The 14,923-nt window shown below is 47.1% G+C and carries 13 protein-coding genes; all 13 read right to left on the bottom strand.

Going from position 1 to position 14,923, the window contains the following annotated elements:
- Positions 1 to 59: 59 nt before the first annotated feature.
- A complete protein-coding gene (gene rffA, locus CSQ88_RS12760) occupies positions 60 to 1,217 on the bottom strand; it encodes a dTDP-4-amino-4,6-dideoxygalactose transaminase (protein WP_099398475.1) in 1,158 nt (385 codons plus the stop codon).
- Complete coding sequence (locus CSQ88_RS12755) at positions 1,214 to 2,236, bottom strand: bifunctional 2-polyprenyl-6-hydroxyphenol methylase/3-demethylubiquinol 3-O-methyltransferase UbiG (RefSeq protein ID WP_257212588.1); 1,023 nt, start codon at positions 2,234 to 2,236, stop codon at positions 1,214 to 1,216. Before CSQ88_RS12755 ends, rffA begins: the two co-directional genes overlap by 4 nt.
- A 75-nt stretch (positions 2,237 to 2,311) precedes the next feature.
- Positions 2,312 to 3,322, bottom strand: a complete 1,011-nt coding sequence (locus tag CSQ88_RS12750) for a class I SAM-dependent methyltransferase (protein WP_099398474.1) — start codon at positions 3,320 to 3,322, stop codon at positions 2,312 to 2,314.
- A gap of 35 nt (positions 3,323 to 3,357) precedes the next feature.
- Positions 3,358 to 4,167 (bottom strand): phytanoyl-CoA dioxygenase family protein, encoded by an 810-nt coding sequence (locus CSQ88_RS12745; protein ID WP_218963082.1) that lies wholly within the window; start codon positions 4,165 to 4,167, stop codon positions 3,358 to 3,360.
- A 26-nt stretch (positions 4,168 to 4,193) separates the two neighbouring features.
- A complete protein-coding gene (locus tag CSQ88_RS12740) occupies positions 4,194 to 5,114 on the bottom strand; it encodes a hypothetical protein (protein ID WP_099398473.1) in 921 nt (306 codons plus the stop codon).
- Positions 5,111 to 5,782 (bottom strand): acetyltransferase, encoded by a 672-nt coding sequence (locus CSQ88_RS12735; RefSeq protein WP_099398472.1) that lies wholly within the window; start codon positions 5,780 to 5,782, stop codon positions 5,111 to 5,113. Before CSQ88_RS12735 ends, CSQ88_RS12740 begins: the two co-directional genes overlap by 4 nt.
- Positions 5,783 to 5,784: 2 nt before the next feature.
- Positions 5,785 to 6,408, bottom strand: a complete 624-nt coding sequence (locus CSQ88_RS12730) for a trans-aconitate 2-methyltransferase (RefSeq protein WP_099398471.1) — start codon at positions 6,406 to 6,408, stop codon at positions 5,785 to 5,787.
- A complete protein-coding gene (locus CSQ88_RS12725) occupies positions 6,405 to 7,118 on the bottom strand; it encodes a WbqC family protein (protein WP_099398470.1) in 714 nt (237 codons plus the stop codon). Before CSQ88_RS12725 ends, CSQ88_RS12730 begins: the two co-directional genes overlap by 4 nt.
- A gap of 125 nt (positions 7,119 to 7,243) precedes the next feature.
- Positions 7,244 to 8,113, bottom strand: coding sequence for a UTP--glucose-1-phosphate uridylyltransferase GalU (galU, locus tag CSQ88_RS12720; protein ID WP_099398493.1), 870 nt, complete (start codon positions 8,111 to 8,113; stop codon positions 7,244 to 7,246).
- 259 nt (positions 8,114 to 8,372) lie between these two features.
- Positions 8,373 to 10,769: an NAD-dependent DNA ligase LigA gene (gene ligA / locus CSQ88_RS12715; RefSeq protein WP_099398469.1), complete on the bottom strand. Its 2,397-nt coding sequence runs from the start codon at positions 10,767 to 10,769 to the stop codon at positions 8,373 to 8,375.
- 171 nt (positions 10,770 to 10,940) lie between these two features.
- Entirely contained in the window at positions 10,941 to 11,504 is a 564-nt protein-coding gene (locus CSQ88_RS12710; RefSeq protein ID WP_099398468.1) for a hypothetical protein, read from the bottom strand.
- 315 nt (positions 11,505 to 11,819) lie between these two features.
- Positions 11,820 to 13,016: a cell division protein ZipA C-terminal FtsZ-binding domain-containing protein gene (locus tag CSQ88_RS12705; protein ID WP_099398467.1), complete on the bottom strand. Its 1,197-nt coding sequence runs from the start codon at positions 13,014 to 13,016 to the stop codon at positions 11,820 to 11,822.
- A gap of 961 nt (positions 13,017 to 13,977) precedes the next feature.
- The gene (locus CSQ88_RS12700; protein ID WP_099398466.1) at positions 13,978 to 14,916 is read right to left on the bottom strand and encodes a DUF808 domain-containing protein; all 939 of its coding nucleotides are present in this window, start codon (positions 14,914 to 14,916) and stop codon (positions 13,978 to 13,980) included.
- Positions 14,917 to 14,923 lie beyond the last annotated feature (7 nt).

The following is a 14,923-nucleotide window of genomic DNA, read 5'->3' as shown; positions in this document are numbered from 1 at the left end:
ACCATAAATTATTATTGAATCGCCAGTGGCCACAAGCAGCGATCAAAATGAGCAAAAGACTAGCTGTAAAGAGCAATATTCTGAAAAAAATGGGTAACATGATGGCAAACAAAGCGTACCTGATCATGGTTCATTTCATTAAACATCGGCAATCTTAGTAAGCGCACGGAAACATCAATCGTGACATTTAAATTACCATGCGCCCGCCCGAGGCGTATCCCCGCAGGAGAATTATGCAAGGGTACATAATGAAAAACAGCATTAATCCCCTGCTTAGTTAAATAGTGAATCAGGTTTTTACGCTCAATTTCATTTTTGCATAATACGTAAAAAATATGGCCTATTGAGCGATGCCCATCACGCACATAGGGCAATACCAGATGCCCTGCATCTGCCAGCGGCTGTAAAAGCTGCATGTATTTTTCATATAAAGCACGGCGGTTGGAATTAATTCTTTTCGCCTGCTCTAATTGGGCAAACAAAAAAGCAGCCGTTAATTCGCTGGGTAAGAATGATGAGCCAATATCTACCCATGTATATTTATCAACCTGCCCCTGAAAAAATGCTTTCCGATTTGTGCCTTTATGCCAGATTATTTCGGCCCGCTCAATCAGCTCGGGATTATTAATCAGCAGTGCTCCGCCTTCTCCGCTGATAATATTTTTGGTCTCATGAAAACTAAGGCAGCCCAAATCACCAATCGTACCCAGCGCCCTGCTCTCATCAAAAGCCAGGATAGCCTGAGCAGCGTCTTCAATCAGTTTGATATTATATTTTTTGCATAGCGCTTCTAATGCATGCATGGCGCAGGGCTGGCCTGCATAATGCACGGCAACAATGGCTTTGGTGCGGTCTGTAATCGCCGCCTCAACCAGGCTTTCATCCAGATTTAAAGTATCCGGGCGAATATCCACAAATACGGGCGTCGCTCCGCGCAACACAAAAGCATTCGCGGTAGAAACAAAGGTAAATGAAGGCATAATCACCTCATCCCCCGGCCCTACATCTGCCAGAATTGCACTCATTTCCAGCGCTGCTGTACAAGACTGTGTAAGCAGCACTTTTTTGCAGTGTAATTCTGTTTCCAGCCAGGCCTGACAACGCCGGGTAAATTGGCCATCTCCGGAAATAGAGCCATTAATCACTGCCTGGGCAATATAAAACAACTCTTTGCCAACAATAAAAGGCTTGGCAAAAGGAATAGGTAACAGACTCATTTTTTTATTTTCCTGAAGATGCCAAAGAGTTTATATCCCAAATAATCATCGTGCAGCATATCTGTATTCAGCGCCTGCAGGCCTGACAGCGGTTTTCCGCTTAATTGCTGGTACATAGCGGCCACAGTGTCTTCGGGATAAGCCTGAATCCGGTCCAGCTCGGTAATATAGGTTTCCAGGAAACACACTTCAAAACCGGCCTTAAGTAATAAAGCGCTTAAGGTATCAGGGGTAAAATAACTCCAATGCCCATGACATACATTTGAATTTTTCGCGCCTTCGATCCGCAGCAACAGGCTGTTGAAATTGGGCACCTGAACAATTAAATAGCCAGGGTCTGCCAACTGGCTGCTGACTATAGATAAAAATGGCAAGGGGTCTGCAATATGCTCTAGGACATCCAGGACAACGATTGCATCAAAAGGCATTTCATCTGCCGGCAACGCCTCAGGGTATTCCCCCTCTACAACGGTAAACCCCTTAGTTTGCGATAATGCCACCGCGTCGGCATTAATCTCGACGCCCATCATTTGCCAGCCCAGCTCCTGAGCGGCTTCAAGCAAAACACCATTTGATGAGCCAATTTCCAAACCCTTACCCTGCCCAATAAACTGGTGCATCCGGCCAGCCACATACCGGGCCTTTTCACGCTCCAGAAAAGCATAAGTATCCGTTTGCTTTTGCAACAAATGACACTGCGCTGAAGAACTATTCTGATAACGCAAACGCTCTTGCTCTGGTGTAATGACTTCACAGCTATAAATAAAACCACAATCACTGCAGGATAATAGATGCATTCCATGCGCTGTCATGACCAATTCTGCATTTTGATGCAAAGCCCCACACTGAGGGCAATCACGCTGATAGGTAAGCCCCGGCAAAAAATCTCCTGCTGAATCTAATAACGCAGCAAAAGTTTCTTTTTCTGCTTGCCGCAATAATCCAACTGCAGATGCCAAAGCAGACCGGGTTCCGGGAATTAGCGCCGCATCAAAGCGGTTTTTATCAAGATCAATCAAAGCAACACCCTAATATGGTTACACCATTTATCACAAGCCATTAAGCGATGAGAAATTCAGCTCAAATATTGTTCATTATTTTTTTTCGTTTTTAATAAGTGAATTCTCAATCGCTTTTTCCAGCCATGCGCTTGCACTTACCCCCGCAGAAGCAGCTGCTTCAGCTATTTTCTGCTTAAGCACGGGATCAACCCCCTCTAACTGGCCATAGTATCTTTTTCTGATACTTCCACCCCGCACACCCTGATGAGGTACATCAATATTCATATAAGGCATTGAGGACGCAACTGTAAAATCAATAATATAAAAACAATTTCCCAATACCCAGCTTAAATGAACATCGGATGCTGTTTCCGGAAGCAATGCCAGTGGCGGCTCTAAAGCCCACAACTTATTATTGCAAACAGCCATTTTTCCATACTCATGCTCTTTCAGCCACGGCGCAATCCCTTCATCCCCCAATACAACCCTGCCGCCCACTTTCACCACACGAGACATTTCACTAATGGCCATTTTCATATCAGAAAATAAATTGATGCCTCCAAAATGATATGCTGCATCAAAATAATCATCCTCAAAGGGCAGCATGGACGCATTAGAAACACTCAGATAAATATTTTTCAGATTAATTTCATCTGAAACAATATTTTTTAATATCCGGGCTGTTGCTGCAACCATTAAATCAGAGATATCCTGGGCATAAACCTCCCCACCAGTGCCCACTTTAGGCAGCACGCTCAAAATATCATTACCCAAACCGCAGCCGGTGATCAATACCCGATCACCTTTTTTTAAATTTAATTTATCAAGCAATGTGCTTCTGAACATTGACTCATCAACATTAAATGTTTCAAACAACCACGAAAGAAAATTATCATAGGCTTGCTCAGAATTATCTCTGCTGTACATTACCTGAGATATTTTATCTCCGCCTGACAATAGATTTTCATCAATAAATACCGGAATTTTATTAATCATATCTGCATTAAGAAATGGGTAGCAGACCCCCTGCAAGCTGCTTAAACCAGAATCAGAAAAAAATAATTTTTCTTTTGATAATGGACAGCAATATTGACTCATAGACATAAATACCCCTTTATAGCAAACAGTCGCTGGTGCTCTCAGCGAGATAAATATTCAGATACAGAATTAAATTCCTGAAATGTAAACCCTAAAATTTCTTTTTCCTCATCCGTCAGAGAAACATCAGGCATAATCCTGGGAATATTGATTTGCTGCTTAAAAAATGGAATATTATATAAATGGTTCACCGCCCTGCGCTCTGAGCCTGTGCTATTAAACCCGCCCGAATGAAACACCATACAATCCAGAATAATAAAAGAGCCTGCCTTTGCTTCAATTTGCACAGCATTATTTTTAATAAAATGTGCAGAAGGGAAAGCCTCTGTCTTATGTGATGCCGGTAATAAAAAGGTGGATCCATTTTCATAAGTAAAATCATCAACACAAAACAGGGCATTAATGGCAACCGGCATGGAAGATACAAAATGCTGATAAGGAATATCCCTGTGCCACGCAGCTTGATTATAAGTTTCCCCCGGCGGATTAATGACTCCATTCTGCTGATTCAGAATAAACTTCCCCATAATTAGTTTTTTAATTACGGGTAATAGGTTTTTATTCAGCGCCAGCCGGAGAAACGCTTCATCACCATGAGTCAGAGGTGCCCGAATCGTATTGTACTCATTGGCAGCCCTCAGTTTTTCCTCACCCTGGTTTTTAATATATTCAGCACGGGTATGGTTAAACACTTCAGAGAATTTTTTTAACTCTGAAGAAGAATAACCAGAATCAATCACGCCATAGCCAAGCATTCTGATCTGCTCAACGACCTCATCAATCACGGAATCAGTTTGATTCTGAATAAGAATGCCGTACGATGCCTCTGGAATATTATTTTTTGCCATCATTGATGATATCTCATTTGCTGAATATGCTAAGCAAGCACCAGCTTTGCTAAACCAAAGCCTGTGGCACCATAGTGATTGCCGTTATAAATCATGTACCACTCTTTACCATACTGAAACACGCAGGGATAGGTTTGCTCAAACGATTCCCATTCTTCAGCATTTCCCTGCCAGCTGAAATATTCATCATGTCTTTGCCAGTGAATGCCATCATCTGATTCTGCATAACCAATTGAATATTGAGTAACAGTGCGAATTGAATACCACATGCGCCAGATATGGCCATCATGACAAACACAAGGACGTGTCAGCGCAATTTCGCCAGGCAATAAATCCAAACAAACCACACCTTCTCTTTGCCATAACTGACCATCTGCTGAGCTGGCATATTTTAAAACGTGCTGCATTCCACCCTGATTAACACCCCAGGTCAGCGTAGAGCCATACCACATATGCCATTTTTGATTTGCATCACGCAATACCCAGGGATAAGACAATGAATAGGGATCATGCTCATGGCGGTCAAGAACAGGGGCAAGTTTAGGACGTTTAAAAACACCATCCAAAGTGCCTGTAGCAATACCAATGCTATTACGCCATGGCACGGTAACTGCTAAATTCCAGCCAATATAATAGAGCCACAATTCATGGTTAACCGGTGTAATACAGCCCAAAGATATTCCGCTGTCATCATAGCTACCTGCTTCCCCAGGCAATAAAACAGGAGTTTCTGCTATGGCAATAATCTTACCCAGCCCTTCTTCATCAGGCTGCCAATCCAGCCATGCCACGCCTGCGCAATTTTGTGTATTACGGTAATTAAAATAAATACGGACGCGCCCATCGGCAAGCACTAATGGCATTGGATTTGCCGCATGGCTATGCAGCCAATCCCTTTGCTGATTGGGCTCAAACAAGCGTCCTATTCTTTGCCATACTTGCTTAGTCATTCAGTCACAACCTTGAAAAACCGCCGCGCGCCTGCACTTACTTCTGAGCGTGCGCCTTTGGCAAAGCCATCTTCTTCCATATTTCGGGTGACTAATGCCGCTGCACCAATCATGCAATCATCTGCAATGGTTAAATTATTAGACAGCGTGGCATTCACGCCGATAAATTGATGATCACCAATATGACAACAACCTGAAATAACTGCATGCGAAGCAATAAACACATGGCTGCCAATTTCAGAATGATGACCAATGTGGTTTCCACTCCAGAGCACCACATTATCGCCAAGCTTTACAAAGGGTTGCACAGTGTTGTCTTCAAAAATAAAGCAATGCTCGCCTAATTCAACATTTCGCCAGACAAATGCCCGCGAGCTGATATAGCTGGCCGGGGTATAGCCCATTTTTTTTGCCTGATTAAAAAAACGCTCTCTGACCCGGTTAAGCTGCCCATAGGTGATGGCGGCGTAAAAGCTGTGCTCTGCCGGATTAAATTTTTCAGCAATTTCATCCGTGGCAAACACAGGCAGACCAAATTTCTGCTCGCATTGCAGATAAGGGCGATCGACACAAAAAGCCACGACCTGGTAATCCGAATCGTGCGTAAAATACTCATATGCAATATCTGCAAACAAGCCATCGCCAAATAAAACCAGATTGCGCTTCATTGCTAGCCCCCTTTCCTGACCAGAATGGTAAATTCATAAAGATCATAATCATGCAGTAAAGCCACATTTCTGGAAAAATTTCTTTTGCAGTAATCAAAAAAGCGGCATGGATCACCATAATATAAATGAGGCTTCATTTTTTCCTGATCTGAATAAAGCGTCAGGCAATTAAATGAAAAACCCAGGCGGCTTTCCTGATTAAGCTGATTAACCATATTAAATACAAACACTTCCCAATCCTGCACGGCAACATCCTGCTTAACGCTCAGCAGGCCACTTGCCACTGCATAATCAGCCTGCCGCCCGGCCTGATCCGCACAAAGAAACGTCACACCCGTCTTATCGGCAAATTTTGCTTTAGCATTAGAAATCATTTCAGAGGAGAGATCATAACCAAGATAATCCGCATCTGCCCCTTCCGCACGCAGGTATTCAAGCAGTGCACCGTAGCCACATCCCATATCATTCAGGCTATATGGCTGATTGGCCGTAATCTGCAAAAGCTGCTTAAAGCGCAATCGTTGTGATGCCTCGCTATTCCAATCCACTCCTGCCGGTGTAGCGCCAAAAGTTTGAGCGCGCTGGCTGTAATATTGCGCCACTCTGGTTTTTATTTCGTCGCTCATACTGGCTCACTTTGGATTAAAAATTGCGCCGCACCCTCACCGCAATTAAACAACAAATCTAAAATACTGACGCCATGTACAAAATCACCATATAACTGAGGATACTCAGGGTAATGATCATATGTCATATATTGCAGACGAATATTTGCCTTCTCAAATTGATCAATATCAATATAATTTGAAGCAGATGGCCCTGAGATATAATCTGTTGCATGAAATGACTTGCATAAATGAACGAGATTTTCTGTTCTGCCCGCCACTTTCGGAAACTGAGCAGACCACATAATAGGTGTATCAATGCCCAGCAACTGGCAAAGTCGCTTTAAAAATAAATAATTAATCTCTGAAAGCATATGCAGATGCGATGCATCTTCATAAAGGGATTGAATTCCGGGTGCATATTCAGCAAAAAATGGCGCGCGGCGATAGCTGTTATTAATCGATTTCCAGTGAGATTCAGCCCAGCTATGCTCGCTGACTTCTGTTTCATCAATTCGCTGCTCGTATTTGCCTTTCACCTTAACGGGGATGGTTAACCACTGTAAACCCTGAGCGGTTTTAATCAGATTGCGGTTGCGCCAATCACGCCGGGTATATTGCATATCATCATATAAAACAAAAACATCGGACTGACGAATTAAATCAAAATATCCTTTCCATGGAATATAATTTGACTGAACGATTACAATTTTTTTTTCAGGGATACACATAAAACCCTTCAGAGGCAAAAGAGTTATTTTAGATTTAATTCTTTAAATTTCTTTAAGCATCATAGAGCAAAAAAAAAGGCGGCACCAGAGGTGCCGCCTTTTTTGCAAGCTTATAGAAAAAGCACTTAAGCCTCTAGACCCTTCACGTAAGCCGAAAACTCTTCACCGACTTCGCTGTGCTTCATGCCATAAGCCATAGTGGCTTTCAGGTAGCCCAGCTTAGAGCCGCAATCGTAGCGGGTGCCTACAATCTTATGTGCAAGAATGTGCTGTTCTTGCATCAGGGCAAAGATGCCATCAGTAAGCTGGATTTCACCACCCTTACCTGGCTGCACATGCTGCAGATGGTGAAAAATACGTGGCGTTAAGATATAGCGGCCAACCACAGCCAGATTAGACGGTGCTTCTTCTGGCTTTGGTTTTTCAACGATATTGGTGATTTTTAAGCGGTTATTACCATCTTGTACTTCAACAATGCCGTAAGAGCCGGTATCTTGCTGCGGCACTTGCTCAACACCAAGGATGGAGCAGTGAGTATCGCTGAACACATCAACCATACGTTTCATTTCGCTGGTTGCACCGCCATCGATTAAGTCGTCAGCCAGAATCACGGCAAACGGCTCATCGCCAACGACAGGCTTGGCGCAGAGTACGGCGTGACCCAGGCCCAGCGCTTCTGGCTGGCGGATATAGATGCAGCTGACTGACTTGGGAATAATGCCACGCAGGATTTCCAGCAGCGCCTGTTTGTTTTTTGCTTCCAGCTCGGCTTCTAATTCGTAGGCTTTATCAAAGTGATCTTCGATGCTGCGTTTATTACGGCCAGTAATAAAGATCATTTCAGTAATGCCTGCTGCCAGTGCTTCTTCTACCGCATACTGAATCAGCGGCTTATCCACTACCGGCATCATTTCTTTTGGGCTGGCTTTGGTAGCAGGCAGAAAACGGGTGCCCATGCCCGCAACGGGGAATACGGCCTTGCGTACTTTTTGCATTTGAGAATCCTGATATGAAGTAGAGAGTAAGCCTAATCGAAGAGCAGCCCCCAGTACCTGATCGGCCTGGCGCTGCAAAAGCGGATCGGGCCACTGGGATACGGCAGAACGCCCAAGCCCGAGTGCATCAGCAAGGCGGGTTTGGGTGCCAAAGAGTTTGATTGCTTCAGACTTTTGCATGCCGCAATGTTTATATAAATAAACATTCACGTCAACTAAAAAGATGGTATTCACGAATGTTTAATATTATAAACAAACCCTAAGCCTGAGCTTCCAGCATTCGCAGCAATGCCGCCTCATCCAAAACAGACACACCCAGATCCTGAGCCTTTGCCAACTTACTGCCCGCATCGCTTCCCGCCACCACAAAGTGAGTTTTTTTCGAAACACTACCAGATACCTTGCCCCCAGCGGCTTCAATCAGATCCTTCGCCGCATCGCGCGATAAAGTAGGCAATGTCCCGGTTAACACCAGTGTTTTATCTTTAAATACCCCTGCGACTGATTCAACAACACTCGGCAACTGCTTTTCCAAATCGGCACACCAAAGTGCCAAGCGCTGTAATGATACACGCCGCCCTTCTTCATCCAGCCAGGCCAGCAATGCTTTTGCCACATCACTGGGTAAAAAGGTGAGCGTCAGCCAATCGGCCTCAGCCAAAGCACTTAAACTTGTAACCCGCTCAGCCAGCTGGCCACTGCGCACTGTCGATAATTTAGGCACACCCAGATGGGCGTAGAGTGCAGCGGGCTGTAGTTTTTCACGCAATAAGCCACTTGGGGCATGCTCGTCCTTAGGCGCAACGCCCGCCACGAGCAAAGCATCAAGCGCGAGCTGATTTTTGGGCTCGGCAAAAAACTCACTAATGGCCACGGCCACGGTATCACCAATATCAGGCAGCGATCTCAATAGTGGCGCAGGTGCATGGCGAATGACAGCCAGACTACCCAGCCAATCAGCCAGTGTTTTGGCGGTTGATTCACCCACATGACGAATGCCCAGCGCAAACAGAAAACGCGCCAACAGCGGCGTTTTACTGGCTGCAATGCCTTCCAGCAAGTTTTCCGCCCATTTGGTCGCAAGGCGGCCTTGCGCAATACTTTCGGCACTGACACCGGCAGCTTCGTCGGCGGCGGCTTTCATATTCTGAAAATCGGCCAGAGTCAGCGCGTATAAATCCGCCAGCGATTTCACATAGCCCAAATCAACCAGGCTTTCTACATAGCGCTCGCCAAGGCCATCGATATCCATCATGCGCCGGCCCGCAAAGTGGCGAATCGCTTCTTTACGCTGCGCGGAGCAGCTTAAGCCGCCAGAACAACGTGCAACGGCCTCGCCCTCTTCACGCACCACATGCGAACCACAGACCGGGCAAGACTTAGGCAAGGAAAACACAGGGTAAAGCGGCTCTTGCGCGGGTGAGAATAAATCTGCGCCCTGCACCTCTTTCATCGGGCGGCGCTCCAGCACCACATTCACCACTTCAGGAATCACATCGCCTGCGCGGCGCACAGCAACGGTATCACCCACCCGCACATCTTTGCGCCTTGCTTCGTCTTCGTTGTGCAGTGTGGCATTGGTGACGGTTACACCGCCCACAAACACGGGCTGCAAACGCGCCACTGGCGTGATTGCACCCGTGCGCCCTACCTGCACATCAATCGCCTCCACAATGGTTAAGGCTTCCTGAGCCGGGAATTTATGCGCTACGGCCCAGCGTGGCTCGCGGGTTCTGAAGCCCAGCTCTTTTTGCAGCGCCATGCTGTTGACTTTGTAAACCACACCGTCGATATCAAACGGCAGGCTGTCACGAATATCGCTCACATGCGCATGAAACTCCGCGAGGCCCGCTCCCCCTTGCAGCACAGCCCGCTCTGCGCAAACAGGGAAACCCAAGCCTGCCAGCGCATCCAGCACGGCCGAATGTGTTTCCGGCTGCGCCCAGCCCTCAACCACGCCGAGGCCATAGGCAAAGAAAGACAATGGCCTTGCGGCTGCAATGGCCGGATCGAGCTGGCGCACCGCACCCGCTGCGGTATTTCTTGGATTCACAAAAGTTTTGTCGCCCGCAGCCAGCTGGCGCTCATTAAGGCGATCAAAATCGTCGCGGCGCATATACACCTCGCCCCGCACCTCCAGCACCGCAGGCAAAACCTCACCCTGTAAACGCAAGGGGATCTGTAAAATGGTACGGATATTTTGCGTAACATCTTCACCCGTCGCGCCATCGCCCCGCGTGGCGGCCTGCACCAGTACGCCGTTTTTATAGCGCAGACTAATGGCGAGGCCATCAAACTTCAGCTCGGCCGCGTATTCAATCGCAGCAGCGCTTAGCGGTAAATCCAGCTCTTTACGCACGCTGGCATCAAAAGCCAGTGCGCCCGCAGGCGTGACATCGGTTTCGGTGCGTATCGACAGCATGGCAATGGTGTGGGTAACAGAGTCGAACTGCGGCAAAGGCTTGCCGCCTACCCGCAGCGTGGGCGAATCGGGCGTCGCCAATTCGGGGTGCGCGATTTCCAGCGCCTGCAGCTCACGAAACAGCCGGTCGTACTCCGCATCGGGCACCGTGGGCGCATCAAGCACATAGTATTCATGGGCATATTGGTGGAGCTGTTTGCGCAGAGATTGCGCCTGTTCTGGCAATGTCATCATTTTTTTCGTGGTTATGTGCAGATTTTCAGATTAAGGCGGGATTAAGCTTGAATGAATAAACAGAAGCTTGAGTTCATTTTTCAGGACGCATAGCAGCATTATATTGCTAATTGCAGAGGCACAAGCAATCTGCGCCTCTGCATAATCAGGATCAGAAGCAAATCACCACAATTATTGAGTAAAAATCGAAATACCCATTCCCTGAAACGGCCCCAGCGGGGTATTTTCTTGTTCAAATTGCTCAATACTGGGCGTACCACTCCATAATTTATACACTAGGCGCTCATTTTGAATAATGTAGATCACATCGAAATGCCAGCCGGAAATCATAGTTTTGCGTTCAAAATTTAAAAAATCCGCCCAAAAATTGCCATAGCGTTTTTTCGTCATGCTTTTTTGCTCAATTTCATAAGCAAAGCACGAGGTTTGCGCGGCAATACAGGCCTGAATTTGCGGCGCCAATAATCGCGGCTCGCCCGCGCCGCTCAAAGCCAGACGACGCATTAGATCGGCATAGCTGAGCACAACAATATTGGGTGTTTTCAGCGGATCCAGACCCATATCATGCAATTGCTGCAGACTGGTGGTTTCAAGCGTCATACTTTTAAAAGCCTGCTCTGCCGTTTGATAATCGGGCCAGGGAGTACGGCTGATTTGCTCTGAATCGGGCAGAAGGGCAGCACAGGATGTCAGGACTACACAGGCAATCGCACAGCTTATTTGAGCGTGTTTCATACACCCTCCGACAGCACAAAAGCGCCAGCAGCCTGCCGGACTTAAGACTAATCTACTGCGGAATAGCCGGATTCGGCCATATTTCACGCATTTTTTCGTTGAATAGCCAGCTATTCGCCTCATAAACGCATAAAATCTGTCTCAAACCGGACTTTCCCTCGCTACGATCGCTTAAGTCCGACAGGCTGCTTGACTCATATCGGCACTCTAGTCGAAAAATGCAGCACAAACTGCCTGTTTATGGCTAAAAGTAGCAATGCCGCTGACAAGCAGCGGCATTGTTGTAAAACTTCTCACCCACACAGCAAACAGCACTCAGGCAAACAAACGCAAAGCCGCTACCGAGCCTGGCGCAATACCTCTGTCGTCCATTTTTGCGTACAAAACGCCCAGTTGTTTACGAATATTATCCAGGCTTGCCTCAGTTAAAGGCTTGCCATTATCGTCAACCAGCTCACCAGAAAGCGCAACAGACAGATGCTGGGCAAATTCGGCAAAGTAATCAAACACTGAAACGCCACCTGCCACCCTTGGCACATCAAACAGCAGAGTTAAGCCGTTAGATGTATTTCCCAGTGGCGAATGATCGTGATTAGACAATGTAAACAATGTTTTGCCTGAATCACTGCGGTAGTGGAATGCACCTTCAGGGCTGCGAACCAAACCTGCATTTTCTGCCAGCAAACGAACCCGCTCCATTGGAAACGGACGGCTGGCGGCCATGACATTCAGGCCGATCAGCACATCAACCCCGGCACAAAACTCGTCCAGATTCGCTGCAGCATTTAGCTTGGCCGAGCGCTGAGGAAAAGTAACAACCGCCTCGTGCTCATCTGCAAACTGTTGCACTGACATACAAAACGCATTGAGCTGCTCAGAGCTTAATGCGCCCTGACGATCAGCCAGCTGCAAGCCAACCTTTAATTCTTTGTAGCGGGAACGCGAGCCGGGCACACAGGCTTCCCAGCGGCGATCCTGCAAGAGCCCCATCACCTGTACACGCTTAGAGCCCCTGAACACGGGAAGCTCAAGCGCAGCAATGGGCTCGATTGCATGAATTTCTGCTACAAAATCCAGCGCCGGATCAAGCAAGCTACTAGTGAGGGCATCATGATCGTCGCCCACTGTCGCGGCGGGCTGAACAGGGACTTCCGGCAAAATAGTCACAGGTGCCGGCGCCGGGGCGGGGGCAGGCGGTGCAACCCTGGGCTCTGCATATGCGGCAGGGGCGGGCTGCACGGGCAAATCGTCTTCTTCAAACGCTGGCTCTGCAAATTGTGGCTCAAAGCGATCAGCCATTGGCTCGGCCCGCTCCAGCGAGGGCTCCATGCGGGCAGCTTCACCGCTTCGAACCATGTTTTTAGGCACATCAAGAAGCGCATCGCTTTCATTACGCGCAAATGCTTTTGAAGCCTGCTTACGATAGCGATATTCCTGCCACCAATTGAAGGCATAGACAGTGGCGACAATCACGCCACCCACAATCAGCGATCCTAGTTGCAAATCGGTCATTCTTATGGTCTCTTGGCAGATCGATCAATCATCGGCTATCCCATTCCTTTATGCAGGCTATTAATTGCATAGCAAAAACGGACAAACCAAACGCTTATCGCTCTGGCCTATTATTCAGTGTTAATTAGGTACGCAGCCAGAAAAAACACACCAGCCGCAACACGCTGCTTTCACAAGCACCACCAATGCCATCCGTCTCAAACCCAAGGGCAAGAAAAATGAGGTCCGGATGCTTGTTTTTCGACTTAAATCGCTTACACCCCTATTCATCCATTGCTCATGCAGCACAAAAAACATGCAGCTCCGCAAAAAATGAGATAAAGCCCGAAGCAAAAGAGTAAGGATACCAGACTTAAGGGACTCAGTACCCCCTTCAAGCCCCATCGTAGCTCATTTTCACCGTACTTTTTACCCAAGCACTGCCGCATTATTTGCATCAAAACTGCTGACAGCGACACTCAATGCACCACAAACGTCAGACAACACAGATATTTAAATGAATGGCTGCTGATTTAATGACTGATTGCAATCCGGAGGACATACACTGACTCGGCAAAAATTAAACTATTACAATCAGCATGTTATAAATCAATTCTAAGCCACGGACACCATAAACAATGTACTTTATTTAAGAGTCCCACTCAGATCACCCAATCATCTGCTGCGGCAATTCAATACGCCTGTGTTTTCTCATTAAAATAATGACACAGAAACGTAAACAACTAAAAATACCGGCCAGATGAGGCTCAGCCCGCAAAAAACCAAACAATCCATTTGCTTCAGCAAGGTAATCAGCAAGCCGCAGCAAGCATCGTGTTACACCGCAGCACAAAGACAATATAAGACACAATCCCCGGCCAGCAAATGAAAAAAATATTGCATTTAATTAATCATAGCCCATTTCTTTTTTAGAAAATGCTTATGCAACACAGGCAATCATGCAATTAAATGCTCTATATAATCAAATCCTTTTTTTGAAAATCACTGATATCAGCATAAACAGCCCAAGCAATACAGCCCCCGCCAGCACACCTGCCACTGCATTTAAAACAGAAGGCAATATTGCAGACAGCAGCCAATCCACGCCAGGCACCTGAGCACCCATCTCTGCCCAGTGATGGATCAAATCATGAGCGGGCGTAAAGCCATGGGTCAAAATCCCGCCTCCCACCATAAACATCGCAATTGTGCCCACGATGGTCAGCGTTTTCATCAAGTAAGGCGCACCCAATAAACAAACCGTGCCCAGCTTGTGCTGCAAATGCGCCAGCCCACCCTGCCCCTGTTTTTTACAAAGCGCCAGGCCAATATCATCCAGCCTGACAATCCCGGCTACAAGACCATAAACACCCACAGTCATCACCAGCGCAATTAAAGCCAGCACGGTGAATTGTGATAAAAATGGCGCAGTGGCAACCGTGCCCAATGAAATCACGATAATTTCAGCCGAGAGTACAAAATCAGTGCGAATAGCGCCCTTTATCTTGTCTTTTTCATAAGCAACTAAATCGATAACCACCCCATTATCTGTTAAAGGACGCGCAGCCTGATCCGCCTCAGCGTGGTGTAAAAAAGGGTGAGCCAGCTTTTCAAAACCTTCAAAGCAAAGATAGGCACCACCCAGCATAAGAAGTGGCGTAATCACCCCCGGCGCTACCGCACTGATTGCCAGCGCAGCCGGCACCAGAATGAGCTTATTAATCAGTGAGCCCTTTGCCACCGCCCAGACCACAGGCAGCTCACGCTCAGCCCGCACACCGGAAACTTGCTCGGCATTCAGTGCCAAATCATCCCCTAAGACGCCCGCTGTTTTTTTAGCGGCTACTTTGGTCATCAGGGCGACATCGTCTAAAACAGCAGCAATATCATCAAGCAATACTAAAAGACTGGTTCCGGCCATTGGGCGC

This window comes from Iodobacter sp. BJB302, assembly GCF_002735645.1.
Classification (GTDB): domain Bacteria; phylum Pseudomonadota; class Gammaproteobacteria; order Burkholderiales; family Chitinibacteraceae; genus Iodobacter.
Note: the sequence above shows the minus strand (reverse complement) of the source record. Positions and strands in the feature narration are given on the sequence as shown.

What these genes read in the sequence shown, in the direction of transcription:
- rffA (WP_099398475.1), bottom strand. Translation starts at nt 1,217, where the DNA reads ATGAGTCTGTTACCTATTCCTTTTGCCAAGCCTTTTATTGTTGGCAAA.
- CSQ88_RS12750 (WP_099398474.1), bottom strand. Translation starts at nt 3,322, where the DNA reads ATGTCTATGAGTCAATATTGCTGTCCATTATCAAAAGAAAAATTATTT.
- CSQ88_RS12745 (WP_218963082.1), bottom strand. Translation starts at nt 4,167, where the DNA reads ATGATGGCAAAAAATAATATTCCAGAGGCATCGTACGGCATTCTTATT.
- CSQ88_RS12740 (WP_099398473.1), bottom strand. Translation starts at nt 5,114, where the DNA reads ATGACTAAGCAAGTATGGCAAAGAATAGGACGCTTGTTTGAGCCCAAT.
- CSQ88_RS12735 (WP_099398472.1), bottom strand. Translation starts at nt 5,782, where the DNA reads ATGAAGCGCAATCTGGTTTTATTTGGCGATGGCTTGTTTGCAGATATT.
- CSQ88_RS12730 (WP_099398471.1), bottom strand. Translation starts at nt 6,408, where the DNA reads ATGAGCGACGAAATAAAAACCAGAGTGGCGCAATATTACAGCCAGCGC.
- CSQ88_RS12725 (WP_099398470.1), bottom strand. Translation starts at nt 7,118, where the DNA reads ATGTGTATCCCTGAAAAAAAAATTGTAATCGTTCAGTCAAATTATATT.
- galU (WP_099398493.1), bottom strand. Translation starts at nt 8,113, where the DNA reads ATGCAAAAAGTACGCAAGGCCGTATTCCCCGTTGCGGGCATGGGCACC.
- ligA (WP_099398469.1), bottom strand. Translation starts at nt 10,769, where the DNA reads ATGATGACATTGCCAGAACAGGCGCAATCTCTGCGCAAACAGCTCCAC.
- CSQ88_RS12710 (WP_099398468.1), bottom strand. Translation starts at nt 11,504, where the DNA reads ATGAAACACGCTCAAATAAGCTGTGCGATTGCCTGTGTAGTCCTGACA.
- CSQ88_RS12705 (WP_099398467.1), bottom strand. Translation starts at nt 13,016, where the DNA reads ATGACCGATTTGCAACTAGGATCGCTGATTGTGGGTGGCGTGATTGTC.
- CSQ88_RS12700 (WP_099398466.1), bottom strand. Translation starts at nt 14,916, where the DNA reads ATGGCCGGAACCAGTCTTTTAGTATTGCTTGATGATATTGCTGCTGTT.